We start from the raw sequence: 23,525 nt of genomic DNA on the forward strand, positions 1-23,525 counted from the left end.
TCTCCCTACTTCATTCAGTATATGAGGGAACGCTTGAATGGAAAAGTATTGTTAAAAAATCAAAACAGTTGCGACTTTTTTGGTGTTTATAATAATTACAATGCACTGATAACTGCTGCTAGAATATCCACTCGATTTTTGTGCTGTGGAGTTAGGGATTAATGGAACGTAAATTCAGGTTGGTGTTATCGTGCCCAGATAGGGTAGGGATTGTCGCGATGGTCAGTAATTTTATCTCCAGCCATGGCGGTTCTATTTCTGAAGCTAATCAACATTCTGATAGTAGCTTAGGCTGTTTTTTTATGCGTGTAGAGATCTGCGCTACGACGTTGCCATATTCCCTCGAAGAGTTTAAAGAGGCTTTTACTCCTATAGCCCAGTCGTTCAATATGAATTGGGAAGTAACTGATTCAGCTCAGCCAAAGAAAGTCATTCTTATGGCCAGCAAAGAGTCACACTGTTTAGCTGATCTGCTCTATCGTTATCATGAGGGAGAATTAGATTGTGAGATCGTATGTGTTATCTCTAATCATGATGACTTAAGAAGTATGGTTGAATGGCATAAAATTCCTTACCATCATGTGCCTGTTGATAAAGAGAATAAACAACCGCACTTTGATAAAGTCAGTCATCTTATTCGGGTGCACGATGCTGATGTTGTCGTGCTTGCTCGTTATATGCAGATTCTACCTACGGATATTTGTGCGGCTTATACGCATCGAATTATCAATATTCATCATAGCTTCCTGCCTTCGTTTGCTGGGGCTAAACCTTATCATCAAGCCCATGAGCGCGGTGTTAAGCTAATTGGTGCAACTTGTCATTTCGTGACGGAGGAGTTGGATGCAGGGCCAATTATTGACCAAGATGTGATTCGAATTACTCATCGTGATACGCCTGAGGATATGGTGCGTTTAGGTCGTGATGTGGAAAAAACTGTACTGTCGCGAGGTTTGCGTTGGCACTTAGAAGACAAAGTGCTTGTACATGGTAATAAGACTGTTGTATTCAATTAAGCTGATCTTGATCAGTTCTATTTTGTTGCGGCTTGAACGCTTAGGTGTAAATATAAAGACAGTGTCGGGCATATTTCGCTATGAGAGCGATAGGTTTCCCGGTTTTATGATATTCGGTAATTGATGTCTATTACCTTGGAGGAATGCTAATGTTGAGATCCGTAAAAGCTCAGGATTATATGTGTACTGATTTGATCACTTTTACGCCTGAGACTGATCTTTTTGAAGCGATCAACTTGCTACTTGAGAATCATATTACCGGGGCACCGGTTTTGGATACCAAAGGTAATTTGGTTGGTTTGATGTCGGAAGTCGATTGTCTAAAAGCCATTCTCACGTTAACGTATCATGAAGAAGAGATGGGCGGCACTGTGGGTAAATATATGTCTGAAGAGGTTTACACCATAAACCATGATGCGGATATTATTAAAGTGGCAGAAGAGTTTATTAATAATAAACGTCGCCGTTTACCTGTGGTAAAAGATGGTAAACTGATCGGCCAGATTAGTCGTCGTGATGTTTTACGTGCAGTAGAGAACTTCGCTCAAAACGGTTGATCATTTAATGTTATGTCTAAAGCCGTGGCTTAGACTGCGGCTTTTTCATTTGTAAGGTCAGTTCTATTTAATGAATTACTCTTTTCCTGAAACACCTATTGTGCTTTATCCCTCTCTTATTCATAAAGTAGGTGTTGAAGCTGCTGTATTGCTAACGATTTATCAACAGCGTTTACAGCTTGAAAATCTGCATAATGCCACTTCCGAATTTATCCTTTCCCGTCAGCAATGGTTACGGTTAGCACCCTATTGGGATGAGGAAAAATTGGCTCAATTAACCAGTGTATTAGTCGCGGAAGCGTATGTAGATGTCGCTTTTTCTCAGGATAGCCGCGTACGTGTAAAATTTCTTCCTGTAGAGGAGGATGGGGCCGATAGCACATCAGATGTTGAGATGGTGAGTCGACTCCCTGTCGTTGAAGAGCGAGCCATTGCACCGCCTAAAGAGCTTACAAATAGAGACCGTTATGCGGCGAGTGAGCCGATAGAATCACAGCAGGATACGCCTTACTACCCTGATGCTGCGGTCAGTACTTATCAAACAACATCGACCCCTAATGCGGGGCCCGCTCCTACCTTTGGTGGTAGTATTGGGTGGGCCAAAAAAGTACGACAGGGTGATGAACTACAGGCTTTATTTCAGCAGCATGAGCAGCGTAATAAGCAGCTACATGGTATGGAGTTGGGCTGGCAGCCATCGGAAAACTTGTATGCGCTTTTACCAAGGCACAATATTTCACAGCAGTTTGCCTTAAACTGTTTGGATGAGTTTGTTCTCTATTGGTTAGATAAAGATCGTAAAGAGACAAACTGGGATCAGAAATTTTTAGGTTGGGTGAAGCGAGAGTGGGTTAAAAAGCAAACCCAAGATGGTCGCCAACAACGCATCAATAACGAACAAAAAGCAGGTTTAAGCCATGAAGACCCCCGCCGAGATACTCGCGAGAAGCGAAAACGGGTTACCGCAGCAGTCATGGACATCAAAGACACAGACTGGTGATGATCAAGCACAGCAAGCGAATCGCGAGCTGAGTGTTGAAGTTAAAACCTTTGTAAATATGATCTTTGCCCGATTTATGGCGATCTATGGGCATAAGTTTAAAAGCTGTTTTGAAACTCAAGATGAGATCCGTATAGCAAAACGGGAATGGGCACTTAGCTTAGGTGGTTATACTGAGAATGAGCTGGTGGCTGCGATTGATTACTGTAAAGAAAATAGTGCATGGATGCCGACTATTTCTGAATTCATTAAAGTTTTAAGAAGCTTGACGGGAGACTATGGCCTTCCCATGGCTAAACATGCTTATGAAGAAGCGTGTAATTTTTCTGACAGCGCTTCCCATCATCAGTGGACTCACCCTGCCATTTACCATGCGGGCAAAGCGACGGGATGGTTCCGTCTACGTACAGAAGATGCAGCGGATGTATATCCTGATTTTCGATATAACTACGATGTTCTTTGTCGTCGGGTAAGAGCAGGGGAGCAGTTAGATAACCCTGTTCCTGTCGCTTTACCTGATAAAAGCGATGATTCACTCTTTAGGTTTATCCAATCTTGGGGAGAGGAGCATCAGTTAAAACCTGAAATCGCGAGTAAGTGGTTATTTTATCTGACTAAACCTAAAGGTTCTAAAGTACGAGAGCGCTTTAAGGCACTTGCACAAGAGGATGCAAATGCTATGGGTATTAACCTGCCGGAGGATTATCAGTAATCGCGTTGGATTAATGAAATGGATTAGTCACCATTTTTGTAATCAGCAGCTTCCAGCGCATGCTTTTTCAGTAACTTGTAAAAATCGGTTCGGTTGCGTCCGGCGATTTTCGCAGCTTGGGTCACATTGCCTTCAGTTATCTGCAGTACTTTGCAGAGATACCTTTTTTCAAATTCAGCTCTAGCATCATTAAAGTTAGCAATGACCTGTTCTTGATTAGCTAATGCGCGGTGGATAGCTGTATCAGAAATGATTGGGGTTGTGCTTAACGCCGTGACCTTTTCAATAATATTTTCGAGCTGGCGAACGTTACCGGGCCATGAGGCTTGAGCAAGTACTTGTAGGGCTGCACTTGAGATGTTTTTGACTTTTGGGTTGTGCCGTAGGGCCGCTTGTTCAACAAAATAACGGGCGAGAGGAAGAATATCTTCAGGACGGTCTTTTAAGGGGGGTAAGTGCAGATTGACTACATTTAGTCGGTAGAACAAATCCTCCCTAAAACTATTATCTTGCATCGCTTGCTCAAGATCTCGATGCGTCGCTGAAATAACACGGACATCCACGGCAATGGTTTCAGTGCTCCCAACTGGACGGATCTGGCGTTCTTGCAACACCCTTAATAGTTTTACCTGAAGCGGTGTTGGCATATCGCCGATTTCATCTAAGAATAAGGTGCCCCCATTCGCGGCTTGAAACAGCCCTTCATGTTTGTTGACTGCGCCAGTGAAGGCTCCTTTACTGTGCCCAAAGAGTTCTGATTCCAGTAGTTGTTCTGGTAGTGCGCCACAGTTAATGGCAATAAAGGGCTTTTTACTACGTGGGCTCGCTTTATGAATAGCATTGGCCAATAGCTCTTTACCACTACCGCTCGCCCCGGTAATTAATACACTAACATCGGAAGCGGCTATCTGTTCTGCTTCTTGGAGTAGCTGCTCCATAGTATGACTACGGCTGATAATATTATTACGCCATTCTCCTTCGCTTCGACTGGTGCTGGCTAAGGCGGCTTCAATATTTTGCATTAGCTGGTCGCGATCAATAGGTTTAGTTAAAAAACCAAACACTCCTTGTTGCGTAGCGGTGACGGCTTCAGGAATAGACCCGTGGGCGGTAATAATAACAACGGGCAGTTGTGGATAGGCACGCTGAACTTGCTTGAACAGTGCTAGACCATCCATGCCTTCCATTCGTAGATCAGTAACCAGAAGGTCAATCTTATCGTTTAACACCTCTAGGGCCGCTTCTGCACTTTCGGCACAACTAATCTGGTAGCCACTGGCCTCTAAACGCATTGATAGAAGCTTTAGTAAAGATGCGTCATCATCGACTAAAAGGATATGAGGTTTCATTCCTGAATCTCTTTGTCTTTACTTAAATCAGTTTCTATCTGAGTTAAGGCATCTATTTTAATCTGCAATGTTTTGTTTTCTTGTAATAGGTTGTCTTGCTCAGCTCTCATCCACAGTAGGGCTGAGGTTAATTGATCTCTTAAGTCGAAATATCGATCGCCTGGGCAGGCTTTATCAGGATAAAGCACAAACTTGGCGTAATAGCGTTTTGCTTGTTGGAGCTGTTCCTTAGAGGACAACGGGGTTGAGAGCAGCAAAGCAAGAAGCGTCTGATCTTTATCTCGGATAGCATTTTGCATTATTCGGCTACGTCGCTCAGGGTTTTCTAAAAAGAGCTTCTCTATTTTTTGTAGGCGGTCGAGATTGGCGGGCTCAATTCGACAGCTTTTTTGTTCTGAAATAGTTTCTACTTCAATACTCGGTTTTGTTTCGTTCAATTCGCAGCCTTGTAAGATGAATAGGCATAGAGTAATAGGAAGATATCTAATCATTAATGGGGTGCTCCGAAATGGGAAGGCAAACGCTAAAACCAACGCGGTGATTTTCATTCTTTGCTAATTTTACAGTTGCGCCTAAGGACTCGGCTGCGTCATGGACAATACTTAAGCCTATACCTGAACCTTTTACTGGTCCTTGTCGCCTATTTTGGCCTTGATAAAAAGGTTCAAATAGCAAGGGAACATCTTTAAGAGGGATAGTGGGGCCATCATTTTCTACGTTAATAAGACAGTGTTCATTTGTTTGGCTAATACTCAGCGTGAGATCACCTTCATTACTCCCATATAGCGCAGCATTAGAGACTAAGTTGCTTATAATTCTTACCAACATAGCACGGTCGGTGACCCATTCATGCTCTTCCTTAGGAAGGCTAAGGTGTATCTTTTTCTGCTCAAGTAATAATTTATAAGGCTCGATCGCTTCAGTTAAGACTGGAAGTAGTTTGACGCGATGAAAATTAACAGATTCGTTTTGATGTAAACGGCTGTAGTCTAACAGCTGTTCTATTAATGACTGTAGCTGCCTTGAGTTACTTTGTAGTAATTGAGTGACTTCCATTTGGCTTGTATTTAGTGGCCCAGTGATCTGATCTGCCAATAGGTCGGAGCCTTCCCGTAAAGTGGTTAAGGGCGTTTTTAATTCATGGGACATATGGCGTAAAAAACGCTGCTTCTCATTTTCTACTTCAGCTAAGCGTTCGGTGAGCCAATCAAGTTGTTGTTCTAATTCGACTAGCTCGTCAGGGCCTCCTACCATTGCTCCCGTATATTCCTCACCTGTACCTAGTGCTTGTATTCTATCTGTAATGCGGCGAACCGGGCGAATAATGCTAAAACTAAAAAATAGGATCAGCAGCATCTCTATAACCAATAAAATGATCGCAAGTGTACTTAGCTGGGTTTGTGTATGTTGAGCGGTTGAGTTGAGCGCTTGTAATCGCTGGTCAAGAATAAGGTCAACCTGCTGATTTATCTCGCGTGTTAATCCGAGTAGGTTATTAGCGTCTTCTGACTGATATTGTTCAATATTATCTAAGAGTGTACTGATTTGGTTAAGCTGCTCAACTTGGGTCAGTATGAAGCTGTGGATCGAGAGTTGTTCTCGGTAATCAAGCAGGTTTTGAGTTAAGCGTTGTTTTATTTCTGGCTTGGCGAGAATCTGGTATTGACGAGCCGAGCGAGTAATGTCTTCGGCTAGGCCTTCTAAGCGTTGCCCACGGCGAGTGACTTCTAGTGCTTGTTTAGCAAGTACGCGCCCCTCTGCTGATTGTTCAACAAGGGCATCTGTTGCATAGTAGATCAAGATACCAAAAGGTGTGACCACTACTAAAAAGGAAAGTAACACTAACTGTTTTAGTGAACTTAAGCGCCAGCCGCGCCGGTTATGATTTGGCATTTAATAGAGTATTTGATTTAACAAGTGTATGACTATTATCCATGAATAGAGCTTTAATTGGGTAGTATTTCTATCTATTTTTGCTAATTAACGATGAGTTAAAAAAAGGGGGGGCTAGGAACCCCGTGGAGGGCTCCTAGCCTGTTAAGTAGAGCTGGCGGCTATGTTTGTGGACATGGATGCTCTACTCAACCGTTACCAGAAGGAGGAGGAATAACTAACTGAGGCTGTCTCGGAATCAGTTTAAGTTATCCCCCCACACACTAGTGAACCCGTTTACAACGTTTGTAGAGAAGCCATTACTATGTAAGTAGGGGCTGGCGTTGCATTAACCTGAAGTTGAGAAAACTCATCAGGGCTTAGGAAGCCATCTTTATTGGTATCGATTTTATCGAAACCTTTCACAAGAGCGGGGGATACTTGCGCTTCTTGTGGGCTTACTTTGCCATCTTTGTTTCCATCTAGTTTTTCAAAAATACTAGGCGCTTTAGGCTGTTCATTAGTCATCACATCGGGCTGCGCATCATCCGATTGGATTTTTGCAGCAATTGCTGTGTCAGCGATGCTTACTGATGATGAAATAACTAGTAGAGAAGCAAGTGCCCATGCTGTTACTTTCATAATGATTCTCCCAGAAAACTTATGATTGTCCGATTATGATTTTTTGTGTGGACGAGTGAATTCTTCAGGGCTTAAAAAACCATCGCTATCGGCATCGATTTTATCGAAACCTTCAACAAGTTTAGGATAATTTTTTGCTTCTTCTTGGCTGATCTTGCCATCTTGGTCTACATCAAGTTTGTTAAAAACTTTTTTCTCTGCAGGTTGTTCACTTGTAGTAACTTCAGTTTGAGTTTCTACCGCAGTTGTTGGTGCTTCTTCTGCTAGTGCAACAGTTGAAGAAGTAGCGATTAGTGAAGCAAGTACCCAATTAATTGTTTTCATGATTTATCTCCTAGATAAAATATGGCGGTTCGAAAGTTTAAAATCGAACTAGATATATCAATACTTGTGCCATGTTTTAAAAATAATTTAAAAACAATCGGTTATGTTGTGTTTTTGGTTTTTTTGGAAAGGCCTGCCTAAACTTAGTATGTTTATCACTTCAATACTGTCTCCATTTGCAGACAGTAATTGAGTGATTAATATACTTATTTATATAAAACAATAAGTTAGAAGGTTTCCAAATGGAGACACCTATAAATAGTGGCTGTGATAAAGCGTTGTTTAGACGCTTTAATAGAGCGGAGTAGTGGGCTCTGCAATGATGTTATTTGATAAACGTCCAATATGTTCAATTTCGACGGTGACAGTATCGCCTGGCTTTAAGTAGCCTCGTGGTTTCATCGATACTCCTACACCAGAGCATGTGCCCGTCGCGATAACATCACCAGGCATTAATGTGCAGACTGTCGAGAGTGTTTCAACTAGGGCATAGCAATCAAAGATGAGGTTTTTTGTATTGGAGTGTTGTCGTAACTCTCCATTGACCCATGTTTTAAGGTCTAATGCGTGAGGATCTATATTATCGGTTGTTATCCAAGGTCCCATAGGGCCATGGGTATCAAAGGATTTTCCTAAAGTCCATGTAGGGGATTTAATTTGCCAGTCACGTACTGAGATATCATTAACAATGGTATAGCCAGCAATAACATGCTGAGCTTGTTTGTAAGGAACATGTCGGCATCGTTTCCCAATGACGAAAGCTAGCTCGCCTTCGTAATCAAGTTTATTGGAGACTGAGGGGCGATGGATGGCCGCGTTGTTACCAATAATACAGCTGGCTTGTTTGTTGAAAATAGTGGGGAATTCAGGCGTGTTTAAGCCTGTTTCTGCAATGTGGTCAGCATAATTAAGCCCAACGCCAAGAAACTTTTGAGGATTAAGAACGGGTGCAAGTAGTTCTGCCTCTTCTTGGGGGATATCGGCTTTACCTGCGTACGAGAGTAGGTTTTCTTGTAGGGATTTCCCACCGGATAGGAAATGACACATATCTTGAGGCATTAATGGGTTTAACCATGCAGGAATGATCTTTCCTTGATAGAGAATGCCTACAGAAACACGGTTATCGTGCTTAAAAGTGACTAGTTTCATAGGATGAGCCCCAAGAGAACAGTTATTCAGTTGTAGAGTTTATTATATGGGTATCAGAATAATTTAGTTATCTAACGGAAGGTAGGTAACTAAAAAATATTTCTCAGTGATGGGGTCATCTGGGTTTTCTGAGTGGATATAGGGGCGATAAAAGCAGGATGGGTGGGGCATTGGAAAAGGTCGTGTAGTCTGATCAATTATTCAATCAGACTACATAAGTTCTGAGGTTGCCCTTAATCAATGATGTGAATGGGTAAGGGTTAAAAGAATATTACTAATTACCGCTTCATATTTTTTATGATTAGGACGCTTGCTGCTTAATACCCGTAACCCCCAAATATTGGTCATGAGATAGGTCGCTAGGTCTTGGGCGTTTTTGTGTGGATCAATCTCACCTAGTTGTTGCGCTTTGCTAATCGTGTCGGAGAAGCTTTGCTCGACTTGATCTAAATAAAGGCTCACCCGTTCTCTAATTTCATCATCCTCGGTGGCCAGTTCTAGCATGGTATTAATCATAAAGCAGCCTTTGCCTATCTGATCTTTTTCTAGTTCCTCACAGAATATAATAAAGAAGGATTCTATATTCTTTAGAGGGGATTCAGATTTGCTAAGCACAGCAGCGATACGCTTAATACTACGTTTACTGTAAGTGTCGAGTGCTTCCATAAACAATCCGCGTTTACTTTGAAATGCACCATAAAGTGAACCGGGTTTTAGTTGAGTCGCTTTGACTAAATCTGTAATGGAAGAAGCGTTGTAGCCGGTTCTCCAGAACACGCCCATCGCTTTTTCTAATACATCCGTGCGGTCGAACTCTGCTGGCCTTGCCATTTTTTGCCCTCCATGAACTATTGGCTTATTATCGGCATTCATTCTATCTCAAGCAATACCCATATGATTTTCTTTAAAAATATAACGTTGAAGCATCAATTTATCATTGTTATCGCTTGTCTGATTGTATCGGGCTGTAAAACGACACCGTCGGATTTAACGGACGAAGATCGTCCTTTGTTTCGTCGGGGTATAGTGTCTTTGCAGGATGGCGAATTAAAGTTTCAAGCTTGTTATGTCAACAAAGAAGAGTCAATTCAAGATCATACTAACAAATTAAAGAAACGCTTTAGCCAAACGGGGTCTCCTGTTTTTTATGTTGAGTTAACTGGAGATCACGTTGTTCCTGGTGAACCTTGGCAGGTTCATCAAGTTCATTTGATGGGTGGGAACCAATCTACATGCAGCTATGAACTGTCAGATAATGAATACCGGGCTGCAGGGGATGGCCCTTTATGGATTGCTGACATTAGAAGTGATGGCCTCTATGTACAGGATTATGGGCGACTATCTCAATTGATCTTTCCTAAAGCACCACCGATTAATTTAGGAAACGGTTTTGAGTGGAGTAGCCATTTGGAAGGGACTGAAGCTTTTACGGTCAGTCTAACCCTGGAAAAACAGTGGTGTCGGGATCAGTATGATATTGAATATGAATACACTAGCCGAATGGTATTGAACGGCAAGCTGTTTACAGGTTGTGCTCGGCAAGGGGACTTAGAAGTGAGAACGTTACCTGGGTTATATACTTCATTATTAACCGGTGCTAATGGATTAGATCGATTTGTATCCCTTGATTTATCATCTGATCAAACCGTTTTGTTGACTCAGGATTATCGAAATAGCCAGCCCTTGATTATACAGAAAGGAACATGGAGGCACCTTAGTGCAGGAAAAATTGTAGTCCATCTGACAGAAACTGATGGCCGCGAAGGTAACGAATTGATTATATTTCGGCGTGATAAGCGAGGAGGCTTAGTCGTTAAAGGGTATAGTTCTACTTATGGGGCTGATGGCCTTAGGCTTGAGCGAGTGGGACCTGAGCGAGTACATCGTCGATTTAGCCGTTAAGTAGCGTGTCTTTCGCTTGATTTATTTTGGCTGCTAAATAATCGCTGCCTCCTCGATCTGGATGGTTTTTTTGCATTAGACGGCGATGGGCCGCAATGATCTCATCCTTAGAGCAACCCGGCTTTAAGCCTAAAATTTCATAAGCCTCACGTACCTTTTGACTATTGCCGGATGGGCCTTGGTTGGCTGAGCTTCGATTATTATTGTGTTGACGCTTTTCTTTTCGATGTTTATTCCAGATATTCAGAAAAGGAAGCACTTTTAATAGGGTCGGAACTAAGTGGCGAGCAAAAGGTAGTAGAGCTGTAAAGGCAACAGCGATCCAGCTTAAGCGTCCAGTGATAGCCATCAGTAGAACAAAAAGTGCAATGAGTGTCAGAATAATCATGATGACCGCAGGTAGTTTTTTCTTCTTAGGTAGTGAGCGTACCCATAGAATCACTAAAAGTGCGATGCCAATTAATAAGACCAAACTGACTGGATTCACAAATTCTCCTTATTGGATGATAGTTATTTTATAACTTATGTTTTAATAACCTGATCTTAGGCTCATTACCTGCATGATAAACGGCCCTGAATAGGGGAGTAAACCTTAGATTGAGTGTATATTGCTGTGCTAGGTTATAGATCTGAGTCACTATGTATATATTTTTATACCGACTAGCCTCGATTTTTCTAGGCTAAATCGGGACAGCTTTAAAACGATCAGTTAAGATTCTTACAAACATTAAAATGGAGCTTTAAACGGTGCGTAAAGTTATTATTGCCGGCGCAGTCATTGCCGCTGGTGCAGTTGGTTATATGGTCAATCAGCAAGGTGAGTCAGATTCTTCAGAATATTCTCCTTTAGCATACGTGCCTGCGGATAGTGTGATTTTTTCAGGTCAGCTTGAATCATTTCCTCTTAAGGATTACCTGAATTCAACAATGTTCCCTCAAGCAAAAATTCCGGATGATTTGCTTGAAGAACTGGATGATGGAACAGATCCTAAGGAGCGCTTTTTTGCGAGTTTAGTTAAGTCTTATTTTGAAGCTGCGCATTCAGTAGAAAGTTTTCAGAAAACGTTCGGGCTTCCTGATCAGATAAAAACTTTTGTTTATGCTGTCGGTTTTATGCCAGTTGTGCGTTATCAAGTGACCGATGAACAGGGCTTGTGGGCAGTTTTAGACAAGGCTGAACAGGAGAGTGGTTTTAAGCATGAAGCGCGTACATTAAATAAGTTGGCATATAGAGCGTATAGCTTTGAAAATAACGCTGAGGGTGAGAAGTTTGAAGTGCTTGTTGCTTATGAAAATGGCTGGGCGACTTGGACGATTAATACGCATGTGAATACTGAGTCGGACGTTGAATTGGCTTTAGCGCAAACCAAACCAGCAGCTTCGTTGCAGGACGCTGGTATTTTGGAAGATATTCAAACGAAACATGGCTTTATTAATGCAACCCTTTCTTATCTTGATCATAAAGGGCTAGTCACTGCATTCACTACGGCGGATGGCAATAGATTGGCATCTATGTTGACTAAAGCGATGGAGATGGAAGGAAAGGGGACGGATCTAGATAGGGTTCGCACCGCTGAATGTCAGGCTGAGATGGGAGCGATGGCAGCTAACTGGCCGCGCACAGTAGCAGGTATACGTAGTCACGATGATTTGAAAATCACCTCTGAACGGAGCTATATGAAGGCTGCGTTAGTGGTGGAAAGTAATAATAAAGTTGTGCTTGATGCGCTTACCTCTATGCAGGGTTTTATTCCTTCTTATCTTAGTGAAGCGCAAGTGTTTGGGATGGGCTTAGGGCTTGATGCGAATAAGTTAGGTCCCGCATTATCATCAATCTGGAGCAACATGCTTGAGCCAAGCTATAAGTGTGAACCTTTATTGGAGATGCAGGCGGATATTCAGCAAGCCAACCCTGCTGCTTTAGGTATGTTTACCGGTATGGCGCAAGGGGTTAAAGGTGTAGCGGTTGGGGTTCAAGATTTCTCTATTTCTATGGACTCTTCATCGCCTAAGTTAAACTCTTTAGATGGTATCGTCTCTTTGAGTGCAGAGGATCCAGCTGTTCTGTTTAATATGGCTAAAGCTTTTGTTCCACAATTGGCGCAACTGCAATTGCCTACAGATGGAAGCCCTGTTGATCTATCGACAATTATGCCTCTTCCGACCGAGGTTGATATTAAACCTATGTTGGCTTTAAAAGGTAAGCACTTGGTTGTTTATAATGGAGAGAAAGGAAAGGCGATTGCTGATCAGTTAGCAGGTGAAACTGTCGAAAGTAATGGCCTATTGAGCTTCTCTGTTGATTATAAAAAAATGTTTGAGCCGATACTGCCTATTCTAGAGATGGCAGGTGATCCAGAAGTCACTGAGCAGCTAGACGTATTGAAAAATATGGATATGCGAGTGAAGATGGATATTAATCTGAATGAGCAGGGCATTTTAATTGAGAGTGAAGCGGATATTAAAGCACCTTAGCGCTAAGGTGTAGCTTTACATTCTGAATCTAAAAAGCCCCAAGTGTTTGCACTTGGGGCCTTTTTATTGGTGCGAGCTTTGATAGCACTTATAGCGTTTCTGCTACGGGATCTTCGCCTATATAACGTTTTCGTTTCTTTGCCTTCACGAACTCAATATCGACTAATACAAGCCCATCAATACAGTAGTTAAAGTCGGCATCAACACCAAAATCAAGGAAACGCACGCCTCCCTCTTCACAGAGTTCACTATATTGTTTGTAGAGCGTTGGTACACTAACGCCTAAAAATTCCAGTTGTTCCTTTAGGACTCTAAAGTCAGCTTTGTAATTGTCACCACTAAACATTCGATCCATATTATTTAGAGCTTCTTGATCTAAAACATAAGGGGAGAATGAATGGCCAAGGTCTTCGCTATCATTAAAATAGTGGCTATAAAACCATACAAGCATATCTTTAGCGACTCTTGGGTAACTGTTGCTCAAGCTTACAGGGCCGAACATATAGCGTACTTCAGGGTGTTTTCGTAGGTAAGCACCGATTCCATACCAGAGGTAATCTAAACTACGTTTTCCCCAGTACTTAGGTTGAATAAAGCTTCGGCCTAACTCTATTCCTTGCTCGAAATAGGGCTTCATCTGTTCTCCATATTTGAACAGGGTTGCACTATAAAGGCCGGTATTTGTTGCTGTTGGATTCATTTTTCCCGCTTCAGCAAGACGGTAGGCGCCTGCAATCTCTAACTCATCTTCATCCCATAAAATAAGGTGACGATAGTATTGGTCATACAGGTCTAAATCTTTTTTATCTCCAGTCCCTTCGCCGACACAGCGGAAAGCGATCTCCCGCAGACGTCCTATCTCCTGAATAACTGCTGACTCTGCTTTGTAATCAAAGAGATAGATTTTTTTTCCATCAATGGTTTCACCTAAGAGTTCGGACTCTCTTAGTTCCTGTTTTAGGTTCTGGCGATTTTGAGGATGGGCGATCGTTTTTTCCGTTAGAAAAAGGGGCTTTTTATTTTTTGCTATACGATAAAGGTGTTTTTTCAGCAGTTTAGTTTTTTCAGCTGTGGATACAGGTACCGCATCTATTTGACTGAATGGAATGGGCTCACCTACACGCATTGGGATAGTGACCGAGCGCTTATTAAACATCTCTCTAGCTAGCATTAATGTTGAGAGGGTTTTGTTAATGTAAGAAACGCTATAAAACAAGGATGAGTTTTTTCCACCGATAAAAATAGGAAGTACAGGTGCGTTAGCTTTGCGGGCAAAACGAATAAATCCGCTGTTCCACTTATCATCTTTAACGCCTGTTATGCCTGCTCTTGAAACTTCGCCAGCGGGAAAGACGATAATTGCTTGTTCTTGATGAAGGGCTTCAACAATACGTTCTATATCTCTTTTACGCGTGCTTTTGCCTAAGTTGTCTACAGGGAGAAACAAGTTTTTTATAGGGTCGAAGTTCATAAGAACATCATTAGCTACGATCCTTACATCGCGTCTAACTTCGCCGACCATTTTAAGTAAAGCGAGCCCATCTAAGGCCCCCAATGGGTGGTTAGCAATAATCACCACTCGGCCGGAGGATGGAATGTTGGCTCTATCATGGTTGCTGATGCTGTAACCAAAATTGAAATATTCCAGAACCCGTTCAATAAATTCAAACCCTGTTGCATCTTTATTAATGTCGAGAAAACTATTTATCTCATTTTCATGAACCAGTTTTTTCAACATAAATAGAGCAGAGCGTTTAAACGGCGCCGGCTTATCAATAAAAGCAGGGTATTTGCTTACAAGAGCTTTCTCTACGTTAATAGTTGGCTCTTTAATGATGAGGGTATTTTCACGTGTATTCATAAGGTGAAAAATATAGGTGAGTTAGGTGACTAACTCTTTACAGAAACGTGACGGTTTTGTGACGACTGAAAATAGATTTTCAGCTTAGGCTATTTTTTATTACAATGCTGTATATATAAACAGTATCTTGGTGGTATTTATGCAACGTAAGATCATTCACTGCGATTGTGATTGTTTCTTTGCGGCAGTTGAGATGAGAGATAACCCAGAATTAAGATCCATTCCCATGGCAATTGGTGGTAGTGCTGATCGACGAGGGGTGATTGCTACCTGTAACTATATTGCTAGGGAGTTTGGAGTTCGATCAGCGATGTCTACCGCTCAGGCATTAAAGTTGTGTCCAGCTTTACGGGTCGTCCCAGGTGATATGGCTAAATATCGTCAAGTTTCCCAGCAGGTGATGAGCATCTTTCTTGAATATAGCGATATTATTGAGCCGCTCTCACTAGATGAAGCATTTATTGATGTTACAGGATTAAATCATTGTCAAGGTAGCGCAACGTTAATCGCGGATCAGATAAGAAACCGAGTAAGAGAAGAGGTAGGGATTACTATTTCAGCCGGGGTTGCGCCTAATAAATTTTTAGCCAAAGTGGCGAGTGATTGGAATAAACCTGATGGTATTTATGTTGTTCACCCTCGTAAAGTAGATGAATTCGTATTAAACCTACCGGTTAAAAAAATATCCGGAGTTGGTATGAAAACCGCCGAGAAGCTCAAAAAAATGGATATAGAAACTTGTCGAGATCTACGTGCGAAATCCTTGGTTGAATTAGTTGATAGGTTTGGAAAGTTCGGCCAACGTTTATTTGACCTATCTCGTGGTATCGATGAGCGTCCAGTTAAACTCAGTCGAATAAGAAAGTCGATTAGCGTGGAGCATACTTATTCTCAGGATCTTTTAGATCTTGATAGCTGTATAGCTCAATTGCCTATGTTAATAGAAAAGCTAGTTTTACGTTATAAGCGCTTACAGGAGACTCGGTCGATTGCTGGGATTGTGGTGAAAGTTAAGTTTTGTGATTTTGTCCAAACGACAGCAGAGCATCAGGTTGCTTGTCCGAACATTTCCCATTTTCGCCAGCTATTAATGGATGCTTTCAATCGAGGTCAACGCCCGGTCAGGCTGATAGGGGTAGGATATAGATTAACGGAAAGCACCAAAGAACAACCTTTGCAGCTAAGCTTACTAGATAAGTCTTAATTTTTAATTGAAAGCTTTACAAGGTGGTGGCGCGATGAGCACTAACAATAATAATATCGAGAGTTTGAAAATTCGCTTAGCTACTTATGCGCCTGAATACCGATTAGGGGAACATAAATGGGCGTTTCGTTGTTGTGAATTAGCGCTGGAAGCTTTGGAAGAGGGAAACTATGGCGTTGGTGCTGTTTTGGTCGATCGGGATAATAATCTGTTAGCTGAGGCGGCTAATCAGGTGTTTAGTGAAGGGTTTAATTCATCCGCGCATGCGGAGATGAGAGTTCTTGATCAGTTTGAAAATATGTTTCTTGATTATAAGGATCGAGAAGGCTTGCAGCTGATCTCTTCGTTAGAACCTTGCCCTATGTGCTGCGGTCGGATTTTAGCCTCAGGGATAGGTCAGATTATTTTTTTAGCTGAAGATAAAGCGGGTGGAATGATGTCGCATTGCAATAAGTTGCCAGCTGCGTGGGATAATCTTGCTCAACTAATTGTTATTAAATGCTTTAATAAAGAGAAGGAACTTTCTATCTTAGCCTCAGATATTGCATCTGCACAGATGCAAGGTCTGCGGCAGAAACTTATGTTAACTATTCGTTCTTGATACCTGAAATTAGCCCGTAGATTTGTTATACTCGCGCGCTTTTCAAGTCTGGTTAAAAAAGAACCAGTATATGGCTGAGGTGGTAAATGATTCAATTGCTTGTGTCGCGGACACAATCACTTAAAAGCGATGTTTTATCTGGATTAACCGTTGCATTGGCGCTTGTGCCTGAAGCTGTTGCGTTTGCTTTTGTAGCCGGTGTCGATCCTTTAGTAGGCCTTTATGCCGCTTTTATGGTTGGACTTATTACCGCTGCTATTGGTGGTCGTCCAGGAATGATTTCGGGTGCGACGGGTGCTCTTGCTGTAGTGATGGTGAGCTTAGTCGCTGATCATGGTGTGGAATATCTCTTTGCAACTGTTGTATTAATGGGGATATTTCAAGTACTGGCGGGTGTTTTTCGATTAGGTAAGTTTATCCGTTTAGTACCACATCCGGTTATGTTGGGGTTTGTAAACGGACTGGCTATTGTTATCTTTCTTGCGCAAATGAAGCAGTTTCAGTTTATGGATGATGATGGCGCTATTAAGTGGCTGCAGGGTGAGCAGATGTTTGTGATGCTTGGCTTAATTGCCTTAACGATGGCGATCATTCACTTCTTACCTAAGTTTACGCGTGTTATTCCATCTACACTTGCCGCTATTCTTGCGGTGACTTTGCTTGTTATCGGCTTAGATCTTGATGCGCGCACAGTGCAGGATGTTCTTGCTGATATGACGGGTAACGCTGACGCCACTATTGCCGGCGGTCTGCCCCAGTTCCATATTCCGATGGTGCCGTTAACCTTGGAAACATTTCAGATCATTGTGCCTTATGCTTTGATCTTAGCTGCTGTTGGTTTGATAGAGTCATTGTTAACATTGACTTTGATTGATGAGATCACAGAGACGCGTGGTCGTGGTAATAAAGAGTGTATAGGCCAAGGTGTGGCGAATGTCACAACCGGATTTTTTGGTGGCATGGGTGGCTGCGCAATGATTGGTCAAAGTATGATCAATATTAATTCGGGCGGTTTTGGCCGTGCATCAGGTATATCTGCTGCTCTTTTCTTACTTGCTTTTATTCTGGTGGGTTCGGGCCTTATCGAAGTTATTCCTGTTGCAGCGCTGGTCGGTGTAATGTTTATTGTTGTTATTGGTACATTTGAGTGGGCTAGTTTACGCTTGTGGGGAAAAATTCCGCGTTCTGATTTAATTGTCGTTATTGCTGTGACTGGGGTTACGGTTTGGCAGGATTTAGCGATTGCCGTTATTGTCGGTGTCATTATTTCTGCGTTGGTTTTTGCTTGGAAACATGCAAGCCATATGTCCTTTGAAGTACGTGATGAATACGATACCAAGGTTTATTTTCCAAATGGACCGCTTTTCTTCGCTTCTATTCAAGCTTTTCGCGATCAATTTAATCCGAAGTTTGATCCTCCGGAAGTGATTGTAGATTTTGCAAACTGTCGGGTTATGGATCACTCCGGTATTGAGGCAATAGAGTCTTTAGCGGAGCGTTATGATAAAGCTGGTAAAGAACTTAGCTTTCGTCATTTGAGTCCTGAATGCCGTGAGCTGCTTAATAAAGCAGGCAGCTTTGTAGAAGTGAATATGATTGAAGACCCAAGCTATAAAGTGGCGGATGATCGTTTAGCCTAAGCGCCTTCGGCTATAAGCGCTTGCTGGTCTAAGTTGTAAAAAGACCCTCATCGTTGGATAAGCAATGATGAGGGTCTTTTTATATGGATGATCAGCTATTGAGATTAGCTAAGTTTTTATATTAGCTAAGGGCTTCGCCTGAGAAGTGAATGCCTGTCCAGCCGGTCTGCATAAAGTTGCGAATATTTCCATGATCATCACCATCAGGTGTCTTTAATACATCTTGGTAAAAGCGGCCAAAGCATTTTAGAGTGCTTGTTTCATCTAGGTTATTTAGCTTAGCAAAAGCAAAGATTTTGCAGCTCCCTTCATTTTGCCCAGCATCATTACTGATCGAGCCGTTGTCAAATGCGGTAGGTGTGTAGCTATAGTTACTTTCGATCACTTGCATAGTATCTTCAAAATCCAGCTCTGAGCTGGTTGCAAGCTTGCTTATAAAGTCATTCAGCGTCATTAGGGTGTAATCCTCTGTCTTAATCTTCTGGCGGCAAATGATCTTAGTGATATTGGTCAAATATGCAATAGATTGATAGAGGTCAGTTATGACAGGATTATTACTCGTGTTTGGTCGCTATTCACTTCGAATCTATAATTTTCAACTAGACTGAATGTGAGGGAGGGAGTTAAGCAGTCTGCTTTCCGGTTGAAGGATTGATTACTTTTAAGCGAGGGTAGCGTCATGTTAACTTACAACGAATGTCTTGAAATGAGTGGACTCTCTGTTGGTGAAGTCAATGCCATCGCTGAGCATGAACATGTTGACCCGATGATTGCTATGGCTCTAGGTAATTACTTAGTCGAGCATGAAGGTGAGGACAAGATCAAAAAGATTATTCTTGATGATATTGCTCATGCAGAGCGCAGTGGAGATTATGCTCATGCAAGCTTGCTCCGGCGTGTAATGGAGCATTTTTTGGCGATTCACTCGCCAGCATAATATTGATTAACAGAGGGCCTAATAAGGCCCTTTGTTTTGTCTATTAGAGTCTGCTTTCTGTTATTAGAATTGTAAGTAAGGTTTGCGTGCTTTCTGCTGCATCGTGGCCTAGTGGTGTTAGGTAGCCACCGTCGTGTTGAGTAATCAATCCTTTGTCAAAGAGTCTTTGTGTAGCGGCAATAACCTCTGGTTGAGCAGAGGAGTGGACTTTGATTCCTTCTTGAGTGGTGTTGAGGTTGAAAAGGTTTAACACATTCAATTCCTGCATGATTTCTTCGTTGTATGGCATATGCGCTCCTGAGTTATTCACGGCAAGATATTTGTGGCTGCAACTATATAAAGTTGCTTACAACGACGTACTTGTGAACAGCATAGACTTAATTTTATCTAAATATAAGCCTTCAATAATCAAGAGTTATATTTATCTATCTCTTAATAGGATGCTTAAGTCGTATTGCATTTGAGAGTGATGCTGAACAGTAAGGGGTAAGCAGAAGTGGGCTGGTTTGCTCTGTAGAAATAAAAAAGCCTACAAATCACAGAGGTGGATTTATAGGCTTTTTAAGTGAAGGATCTAAGCTTGGATTATTTGATGCGCATACCTGGTTGTGCACCGTCATCTGGACTTAGTATCCAAATATCTTCGCCGCCAGGCCCTGCCGCCAACACCATACCCTCAGATACGCCAAACTTCATTTTACGTGGGGCTAAGTTAGCAACCATAACGGTTAGTTTCCCTTCCAGATCTTCTGGGTCGTAAGCTGACTTAATACCGGCAAAGACATTGCGGGTTTCTCCGCCTAAATCTAAAGTGAGTTGCAGAAGCTTATTAGCGCCTTTAACGTGTTCAGCTTTAGCTATACGCACGACCCGTAAATCAACCTTGGCAAAGTCTGGGAATTCGATTGTTTCTTCGATGGGTTCATCGGTTAAAGGTGTTGAAACCGCTGCTGGTAAAGCCTGAGCGGCCGCTGCTTCAATGGCCGCTTTTGTTTCATCAATTATTGCCGTAATTTTATCTTCATCAACGCGCTGCATTAGCGGTTTGAATTTATTGATTTTATGACTGAGCAGTGGCTCTTTAATGCTATCCCAAGTGATATGGTCGATATTCAAGAAAGCTTGTGCATCTTTAGCAACTTGAGGTAGGACCGGCGCTAAATAAGAAACAATAACGCGGAATAGGTTGATGCCCATGGAGCAGCAATCTTGTACTTCCTGTTCTTTGCCTTCTTGTTTAGCTAAAACCCAAGGTTCAGCGGCATCAATATATTGGTTTGCTTTGTCTGCAATGGCCATGATTTCACGCATAGCCTTGCCAAACTCGCGTTTTTCGTAGGCATCAGCAATCAGATCGCCAGCGGCAATTGCTTCATTATAAAGCTCAGGCTCGGTTAGTTGTGCAGACATTTCACCGTCAAATTTCTTTTTGATAAAGCCTGCACAGCGAGAGGCGATATTGACGACTTTGTTGACCAGATCCGCATTGACGCGCATACGGAAATCTTCAAGATTTAAATCGATATCATCTATGCCAGAGCTTAACTTGGCTGCAAAGTAATAGCGTAGGTACTCTGGACGAAGGTGGTTTAGATAGGTCTCAGCCATAATGAAGGTGCCGCGCGACTTAGACATTTTTTGTCCATCTACGGTTAAGAAACCGTGACAAAAAACACCATTAGGCTTACGGAAGCCAGCGCCTTCAAGCATAGCGGGCCAGAAAAGAGTGTGAAAATAGGCTATATCTTTACCGATAAAGTGATAAAGCTCTGTTTCTGAGGCTTCTGACCAGTATTCATCAAAATCTACGTTGTTTTTATCACACCAGTTTTTAAAGCTAGCCATGTAACCGATGGGGGCATCTAGCCATACATAGAAGTATTTACCTGGGGCATCTGGTATTTCAAAACCCCAATAAGGTGCATCTCGAGATATATCCCAATTCTGTAGACCTGATTCAAACCACTCATTTAGTTTATGAATCATCTGCTCTTGAACGTGGTTATCTACCCATGAACGAAGGAAAGTTTCGAAATTTCCTAGCTTAAAGAAGTAGTGTTCAGATTCTTTTTCAATGGGTTTTGCACCAGACACTGCAGAATAAGCATTTTTAAGATCAACAGGGCTGTAGGTTGCGCCACATTTCTCACAAGAATCCCCATACTGGTCTTTCTCGCCACATTTTGGGCAGTCCCCTTTAACAAAGCGATCAGGCAGAAACATCTCTTTTTCAGGGTCATAGGCTTGAGTGATAGTTTTTTTATCAATATGCCCACCGTCACGTAACGCGGTATATATGTGAGATGCGAAGTATTTGTTTTCATCTGAGTGGGTAGAGTAGTAGTTATCAAACCCAACCATAAAACCGGAAAAATCCCGTTGGTGTTCAGCACTAACTTTGTCAATCAGCTCTTGCGGTGAAATACCCATTTGATCGGCTTTCAGCATGATAGGTGTGCCGTGAGCATCATCCGCACAGACGTAAGTACATTGATTGCCCCGGAGTTTTTGGAAGCGAACCCAAATGTCAGTCTGTATATATTCAACTAAATGGCCTAAATGAATGGGACCATTAGCGTATGGAAGGGCACTAGTAACAAGAATCTTACGTTTGCTGTCAGTCATGGGCTGCCTGAAAACCTGAAATCATTGAAATAAGGAGGCCAGATTCTACGCTTTTTAGTTGATTATATGAACCATTATGAATACAGATTGTATAGAGAGTTGGAGAATAAATAGCTGACGAAGGGGGTGTGCAAGTTATTCATGATATCGCGTTTAATTATTTTAGTGTGTTTGTGTGATGAAAGCTTATGTTTGACGTTTTTTAATAAATAGCGATTGTGTTAGACTGAGTGGCTGTTTATTGTACAATTTAGTGTGGTTTTTATTCTGAATAGTTTTCATGTAGCTGTTTAGTTTCTGGACACTTAGCTAATACCCAGCTAAACATATACAGAGAGAGAAAGGGTATCATCAAGGAAGGATGGGTTAATTGGATGGTTTTTTTATGGACGCGCAGATGACATCCCAAGTATTGCAACATTCAGCTGTTTTTTGTCAGGTATGCCCTCAAAGTGTGCGTTTGGGTAGGGCTATATCTGATGCCACCGATTGGAATACTGTTTCAGTCAAACGCTTAGATGAGTTATTGGCGGTTCTGGATAGTAATCCAGCCGATGTGCTGGTATTGCCTTTAGGTGATAATCCGACACAATCACTTGAATTACTTGCAAAAGTAGTTGAAAAACATCCTAGTGTTATTCGAGTAGTTTTATCTGGTTATTTAACGCCTTTGCAAACCGCAAGAGTATCTGAGTTGGCGCATCACTCGTTATCTTTAGACTGTAGTCCAGATGAGCTGATCGAGGATATATCCAACAGTATTCATATAGCCGGATTGATCAATAAACCGGCAGTAAAAAATTACATTACCTCGCTACAAACCCTGCCAGTATTGCCGGATGTGTACGATAAGTTAAATAAAGCGTTAAGCTCTGAACGCTCAAATGCCCGTGAAATTGCACAAATACTCGAGCAAGATCCAGTGATGACCGCTAAAATCATGCAGTGGGTTAATTCAGCCTTTTTTGGTCTAAGCCGTGATATTAATAGAATTCAGGAAGCGGTAACTATTCTTGGTGTCAGAATGATTCGTGATTTGGTACTGACATCCCATCTATTTGATGCTTATCCGCAAACCGATGTTTGGAAAAGCTTTTCGTTTAAACAGATTCATCAGCGTTCGATGGCCGTCGCTCGTGCTGCTCAACATATAGCGCGTTCAGTGAAAGCTGACCGTCATGTGCAAGCCCAAGCATTTTTAGCCGGTTTACTGCATGATTTTGGCATTTTAGTTCTCGCCAGTCAGAACCCTGCCGAATATCATCGAATCATTAGTAAAGCGAGTTTAATGGACCAACCGGTTTATGCAATTGAGAAGCTCGAGTTAGGTGTTACTCATGCTGAAGCGGGCGCGTATATGCTTGCCTTATGGAAGCTGCCTCCTAAAGTAGTTGAGGCTGTATTATTCCACCATTTTCCCAAAGCTAACCCTGAAAATGGTTTTACACCATTAACTGCTGTTCATGTGGCGGATGCGTTATTACCACCCGCCACAAGTGTTGTGGGTTGTGATATGTCCAGTCGTTTGAGTATGGATTATATCAAGCGAATTGGGATGGAGACGGAACTAGATCATTGGCAGTTAATTACAGCCGATTATCAGGCACAAGTTGGATTTGTTTAATCCTGCTGCTTCCTATTTTTAATGTTTTGCCTGAG

The 23,525-nt window shown here is 42.1% G+C and carries 23 protein-coding genes; 11 read left to right on the forward strand and 12 right to left on the reverse strand.

Annotation, left to right across the window (positions count from 1 at the left end; genetic code table 11):
• Positions 1–161: 161 nt before the first annotated feature.
• The 4 genes from purU to Q4486_RS08680 all read left to right on the forward strand — a co-directional run bounded on the left by purU (position 162) and on the right by Q4486_RS08680 (position 3,285).
• Complete coding sequence (purU, locus tag Q4486_RS08665) at positions 162–1,016, forward strand: formyltetrahydrofolate deformylase (RefSeq protein ID WP_303519077.1); 855 nt, start codon at positions 162–164, stop codon at positions 1,014–1,016.
• Positions 1,017–1,165: 149 nt separating this feature from the next.
• Entirely contained in the window at positions 1,166–1,573 is a 408-nt protein-coding gene (locus Q4486_RS08670) for a CBS domain-containing protein (RefSeq protein WP_303415628.1), read from the forward strand.
• Positions 1,574–1,643: 70 nt separating this feature from the next.
• Positions 1,644–2,573, forward strand: coding sequence for a DnaT-like ssDNA-binding domain-containing protein (locus Q4486_RS08675; protein ID WP_303415627.1), 930 nt, complete (start codon positions 1,644–1,646; stop codon positions 2,571–2,573).
• Positions 2,491–3,285, forward strand: coding sequence for a replication protein P (locus Q4486_RS08680; protein WP_303415626.1), 795 nt, complete (start codon positions 2,491–2,493; stop codon positions 3,283–3,285). The genes Q4486_RS08675 and Q4486_RS08680 overlap by 83 nt, the downstream gene beginning before the upstream one ends.
• A gap of 23 nt (positions 3,286–3,308) precedes the next feature.
• Here Q4486_RS08680 and Q4486_RS08685 read toward each other — a convergent pair whose 3' ends face one another.
• The 7 genes from Q4486_RS08685 to Q4486_RS08715 form a co-directional block, all read right to left on the reverse strand.
• Positions 3,309–4,634 carry a sigma 54-interacting transcriptional regulator gene (locus Q4486_RS08685; RefSeq protein WP_303415625.1) on the reverse strand — a complete coding sequence of 442 codons (1,326 nt, stop codon included), beginning with the start codon at positions 4,632–4,634 and terminating at the stop codon, positions 3,309–3,311.
• The gene (locus Q4486_RS08690; RefSeq protein WP_303415624.1) at positions 4,631–5,125 is read right to left on the reverse strand and encodes a hypothetical protein; all 495 of its coding nucleotides are present in this window, start codon (positions 5,123–5,125) and stop codon (positions 4,631–4,633) included. The genes Q4486_RS08685 and Q4486_RS08690 overlap by 4 nt, the downstream gene beginning before the upstream one ends.
• The gene (locus Q4486_RS08695; RefSeq protein ID WP_303519078.1) at positions 5,118–6,527 is read right to left on the reverse strand and encodes a HAMP domain-containing sensor histidine kinase; all 1,410 of its coding nucleotides are present in this window, start codon (positions 6,525–6,527) and stop codon (positions 5,118–5,120) included. The genes Q4486_RS08690 and Q4486_RS08695 overlap by 8 nt, the downstream gene beginning before the upstream one ends.
• Before the next feature lie 276 nt (positions 6,528–6,803).
• Positions 6,804–7,148, reverse strand: coding sequence for a hypothetical protein (locus Q4486_RS08700; RefSeq protein ID WP_303415622.1), 345 nt, complete (start codon positions 7,146–7,148; stop codon positions 6,804–6,806).
• Between the two features lie 33 nt (positions 7,149–7,181).
• The gene (locus Q4486_RS08705; protein WP_303415621.1) at positions 7,182–7,472 is read right to left on the reverse strand and encodes an EF-hand domain-containing protein; all 291 of its coding nucleotides are present in this window, start codon (positions 7,470–7,472) and stop codon (positions 7,182–7,184) included.
• A 291-nt stretch (positions 7,473–7,763) separates the two neighbouring features.
• Entirely contained in the window at positions 7,764–8,621 is an 858-nt protein-coding gene (locus tag Q4486_RS08710) for a fumarylacetoacetate hydrolase family protein (RefSeq protein ID WP_303519079.1), read from the reverse strand.
• A 237-nt stretch (positions 8,622–8,858) separates the two neighbouring features.
• A complete protein-coding gene (locus tag Q4486_RS08715) occupies positions 8,859–9,452 on the reverse strand; it encodes a TetR/AcrR family transcriptional regulator (RefSeq protein WP_303519080.1) in 594 nt (197 codons plus the stop codon).
• 63 nt (positions 9,453–9,515) lie between these two features.
• On the opposite strand from Q4486_RS08715, the gene Q4486_RS08720 reads away from it, so the two are divergent.
• Entirely contained in the window at positions 9,516–10,523 is a 1,008-nt protein-coding gene (locus Q4486_RS08720) for a hypothetical protein (RefSeq protein WP_303519081.1), read from the forward strand.
• Here the strand turns inward: Q4486_RS08720 and Q4486_RS08725 are convergent.
• Positions 10,513–11,010 carry a DnaJ domain-containing protein gene (locus tag Q4486_RS08725; protein ID WP_303519082.1) on the reverse strand — a complete coding sequence of 166 codons (498 nt, stop codon included), beginning with the start codon at positions 11,008–11,010 and terminating at the stop codon, positions 10,513–10,515. The two genes, Q4486_RS08720 and Q4486_RS08725, sit on opposite strands and share 11 nt — an antisense overlap.
• A gap of 260 nt (positions 11,011–11,270) precedes the next feature.
• On the opposite strand from Q4486_RS08725, the gene Q4486_RS08730 reads away from it, so the two are divergent.
• On the forward strand, positions 11,271–12,998 hold the full coding sequence (locus Q4486_RS08730; RefSeq protein WP_303519083.1) for a hypothetical protein: 1,728 nt from the start codon (positions 11,271–11,273) through the stop codon (positions 12,996–12,998).
• Positions 12,999–13,086: 88 nt separating this feature from the next.
• On the opposite strand, the gene Q4486_RS08735 is transcribed toward Q4486_RS08730, so the two are convergent.
• Positions 13,087–14,859, reverse strand: coding sequence for a lysophospholipid acyltransferase family protein (locus Q4486_RS08735; protein WP_303519084.1), 1,773 nt, complete (start codon positions 14,857–14,859; stop codon positions 13,087–13,089).
• A gap of 139 nt (positions 14,860–14,998) precedes the next feature.
• On the opposite strand from Q4486_RS08735, the gene dinB reads away from it, so the two are divergent.
• The 3 genes from dinB (at position 14,999) to Q4486_RS08750 (ending at position 18,304) form a co-directional block, all read left to right on the forward strand.
• On the forward strand, positions 14,999–16,063 hold the full coding sequence (dinB, locus tag Q4486_RS08740) for a DNA polymerase IV (RefSeq protein ID WP_303519085.1): 1,065 nt from the start codon (positions 14,999–15,001) through the stop codon (positions 16,061–16,063).
• Between the two features lie 34 nt (positions 16,064–16,097).
• Positions 16,098–16,664 carry a nucleoside deaminase gene (locus Q4486_RS08745; protein WP_303519086.1) on the forward strand — a complete coding sequence of 189 codons (567 nt, stop codon included), beginning with the start codon at positions 16,098–16,100 and terminating at the stop codon, positions 16,662–16,664.
• Positions 16,665–16,750: 86 nt separating this feature from the next.
• The gene (locus Q4486_RS08750) at positions 16,751–18,304 is read left to right on the forward strand and encodes a SulP family inorganic anion transporter (protein ID WP_303415612.1); all 1,554 of its coding nucleotides are present in this window, start codon (positions 16,751–16,753) and stop codon (positions 18,302–18,304) included.
• A gap of 121 nt (positions 18,305–18,425) precedes the next feature.
• Here the strand turns inward: Q4486_RS08750 and Q4486_RS08755 are convergent, their stop codons facing one another.
• Entirely contained in the window at positions 18,426–18,758 is a 333-nt protein-coding gene (locus Q4486_RS08755) for a HopJ type III effector protein (RefSeq protein ID WP_303519087.1), read from the reverse strand.
• A 225-nt stretch (positions 18,759–18,983) separates the two neighbouring features.
• Here Q4486_RS08755 and Q4486_RS08760 point away from each other — a divergent pair, with 225 nt between their 5' ends.
• Positions 18,984–19,241 (forward strand): hypothetical protein, encoded by a 258-nt coding sequence (locus Q4486_RS08760; RefSeq protein WP_303415610.1) that lies wholly within the window; start codon positions 18,984–18,986, stop codon positions 19,239–19,241.
• A gap of 43 nt (positions 19,242–19,284) precedes the next feature.
• Here Q4486_RS08760 and Q4486_RS08765 read toward each other — a convergent pair whose 3' ends face one another.
• Together Q4486_RS08765 and metG are read right to left on the reverse strand one after the other, a co-directional pair.
• On the reverse strand, positions 19,285–19,530 hold the full coding sequence (locus Q4486_RS08765) for a TIGR02647 family protein (RefSeq protein ID WP_067982331.1): 246 nt from the start codon (positions 19,528–19,530) through the stop codon (positions 19,285–19,287).
• A 296-nt stretch (positions 19,531–19,826) separates the two neighbouring features.
• On the reverse strand, positions 19,827–21,866 hold the full coding sequence (gene metG / locus Q4486_RS08770) for a methionine--tRNA ligase (RefSeq protein WP_303519088.1): 2,040 nt from the start codon (positions 21,864–21,866) through the stop codon (positions 19,827–19,829).
• A 385-nt stretch (positions 21,867–22,251) separates the two neighbouring features.
• Here metG and Q4486_RS08775 point away from each other — a divergent pair, with 385 nt between their 5' ends.
• A complete protein-coding gene (locus tag Q4486_RS08775) occupies positions 22,252–23,490 on the forward strand; it encodes an HDOD domain-containing protein (protein ID WP_303519089.1) in 1,239 nt (412 codons plus the stop codon).
• Positions 23,491–23,525 lie beyond the last annotated feature (35 nt).

Origin of the sequence: Neptuniibacter sp. 2_MG-2023 (assembly GCF_030547495.1) — a bacterium.
In the GTDB taxonomy this organism is placed as follows: domain Bacteria; phylum Pseudomonadota; class Gammaproteobacteria; order Pseudomonadales; family Balneatricaceae; genus Neptuniibacter.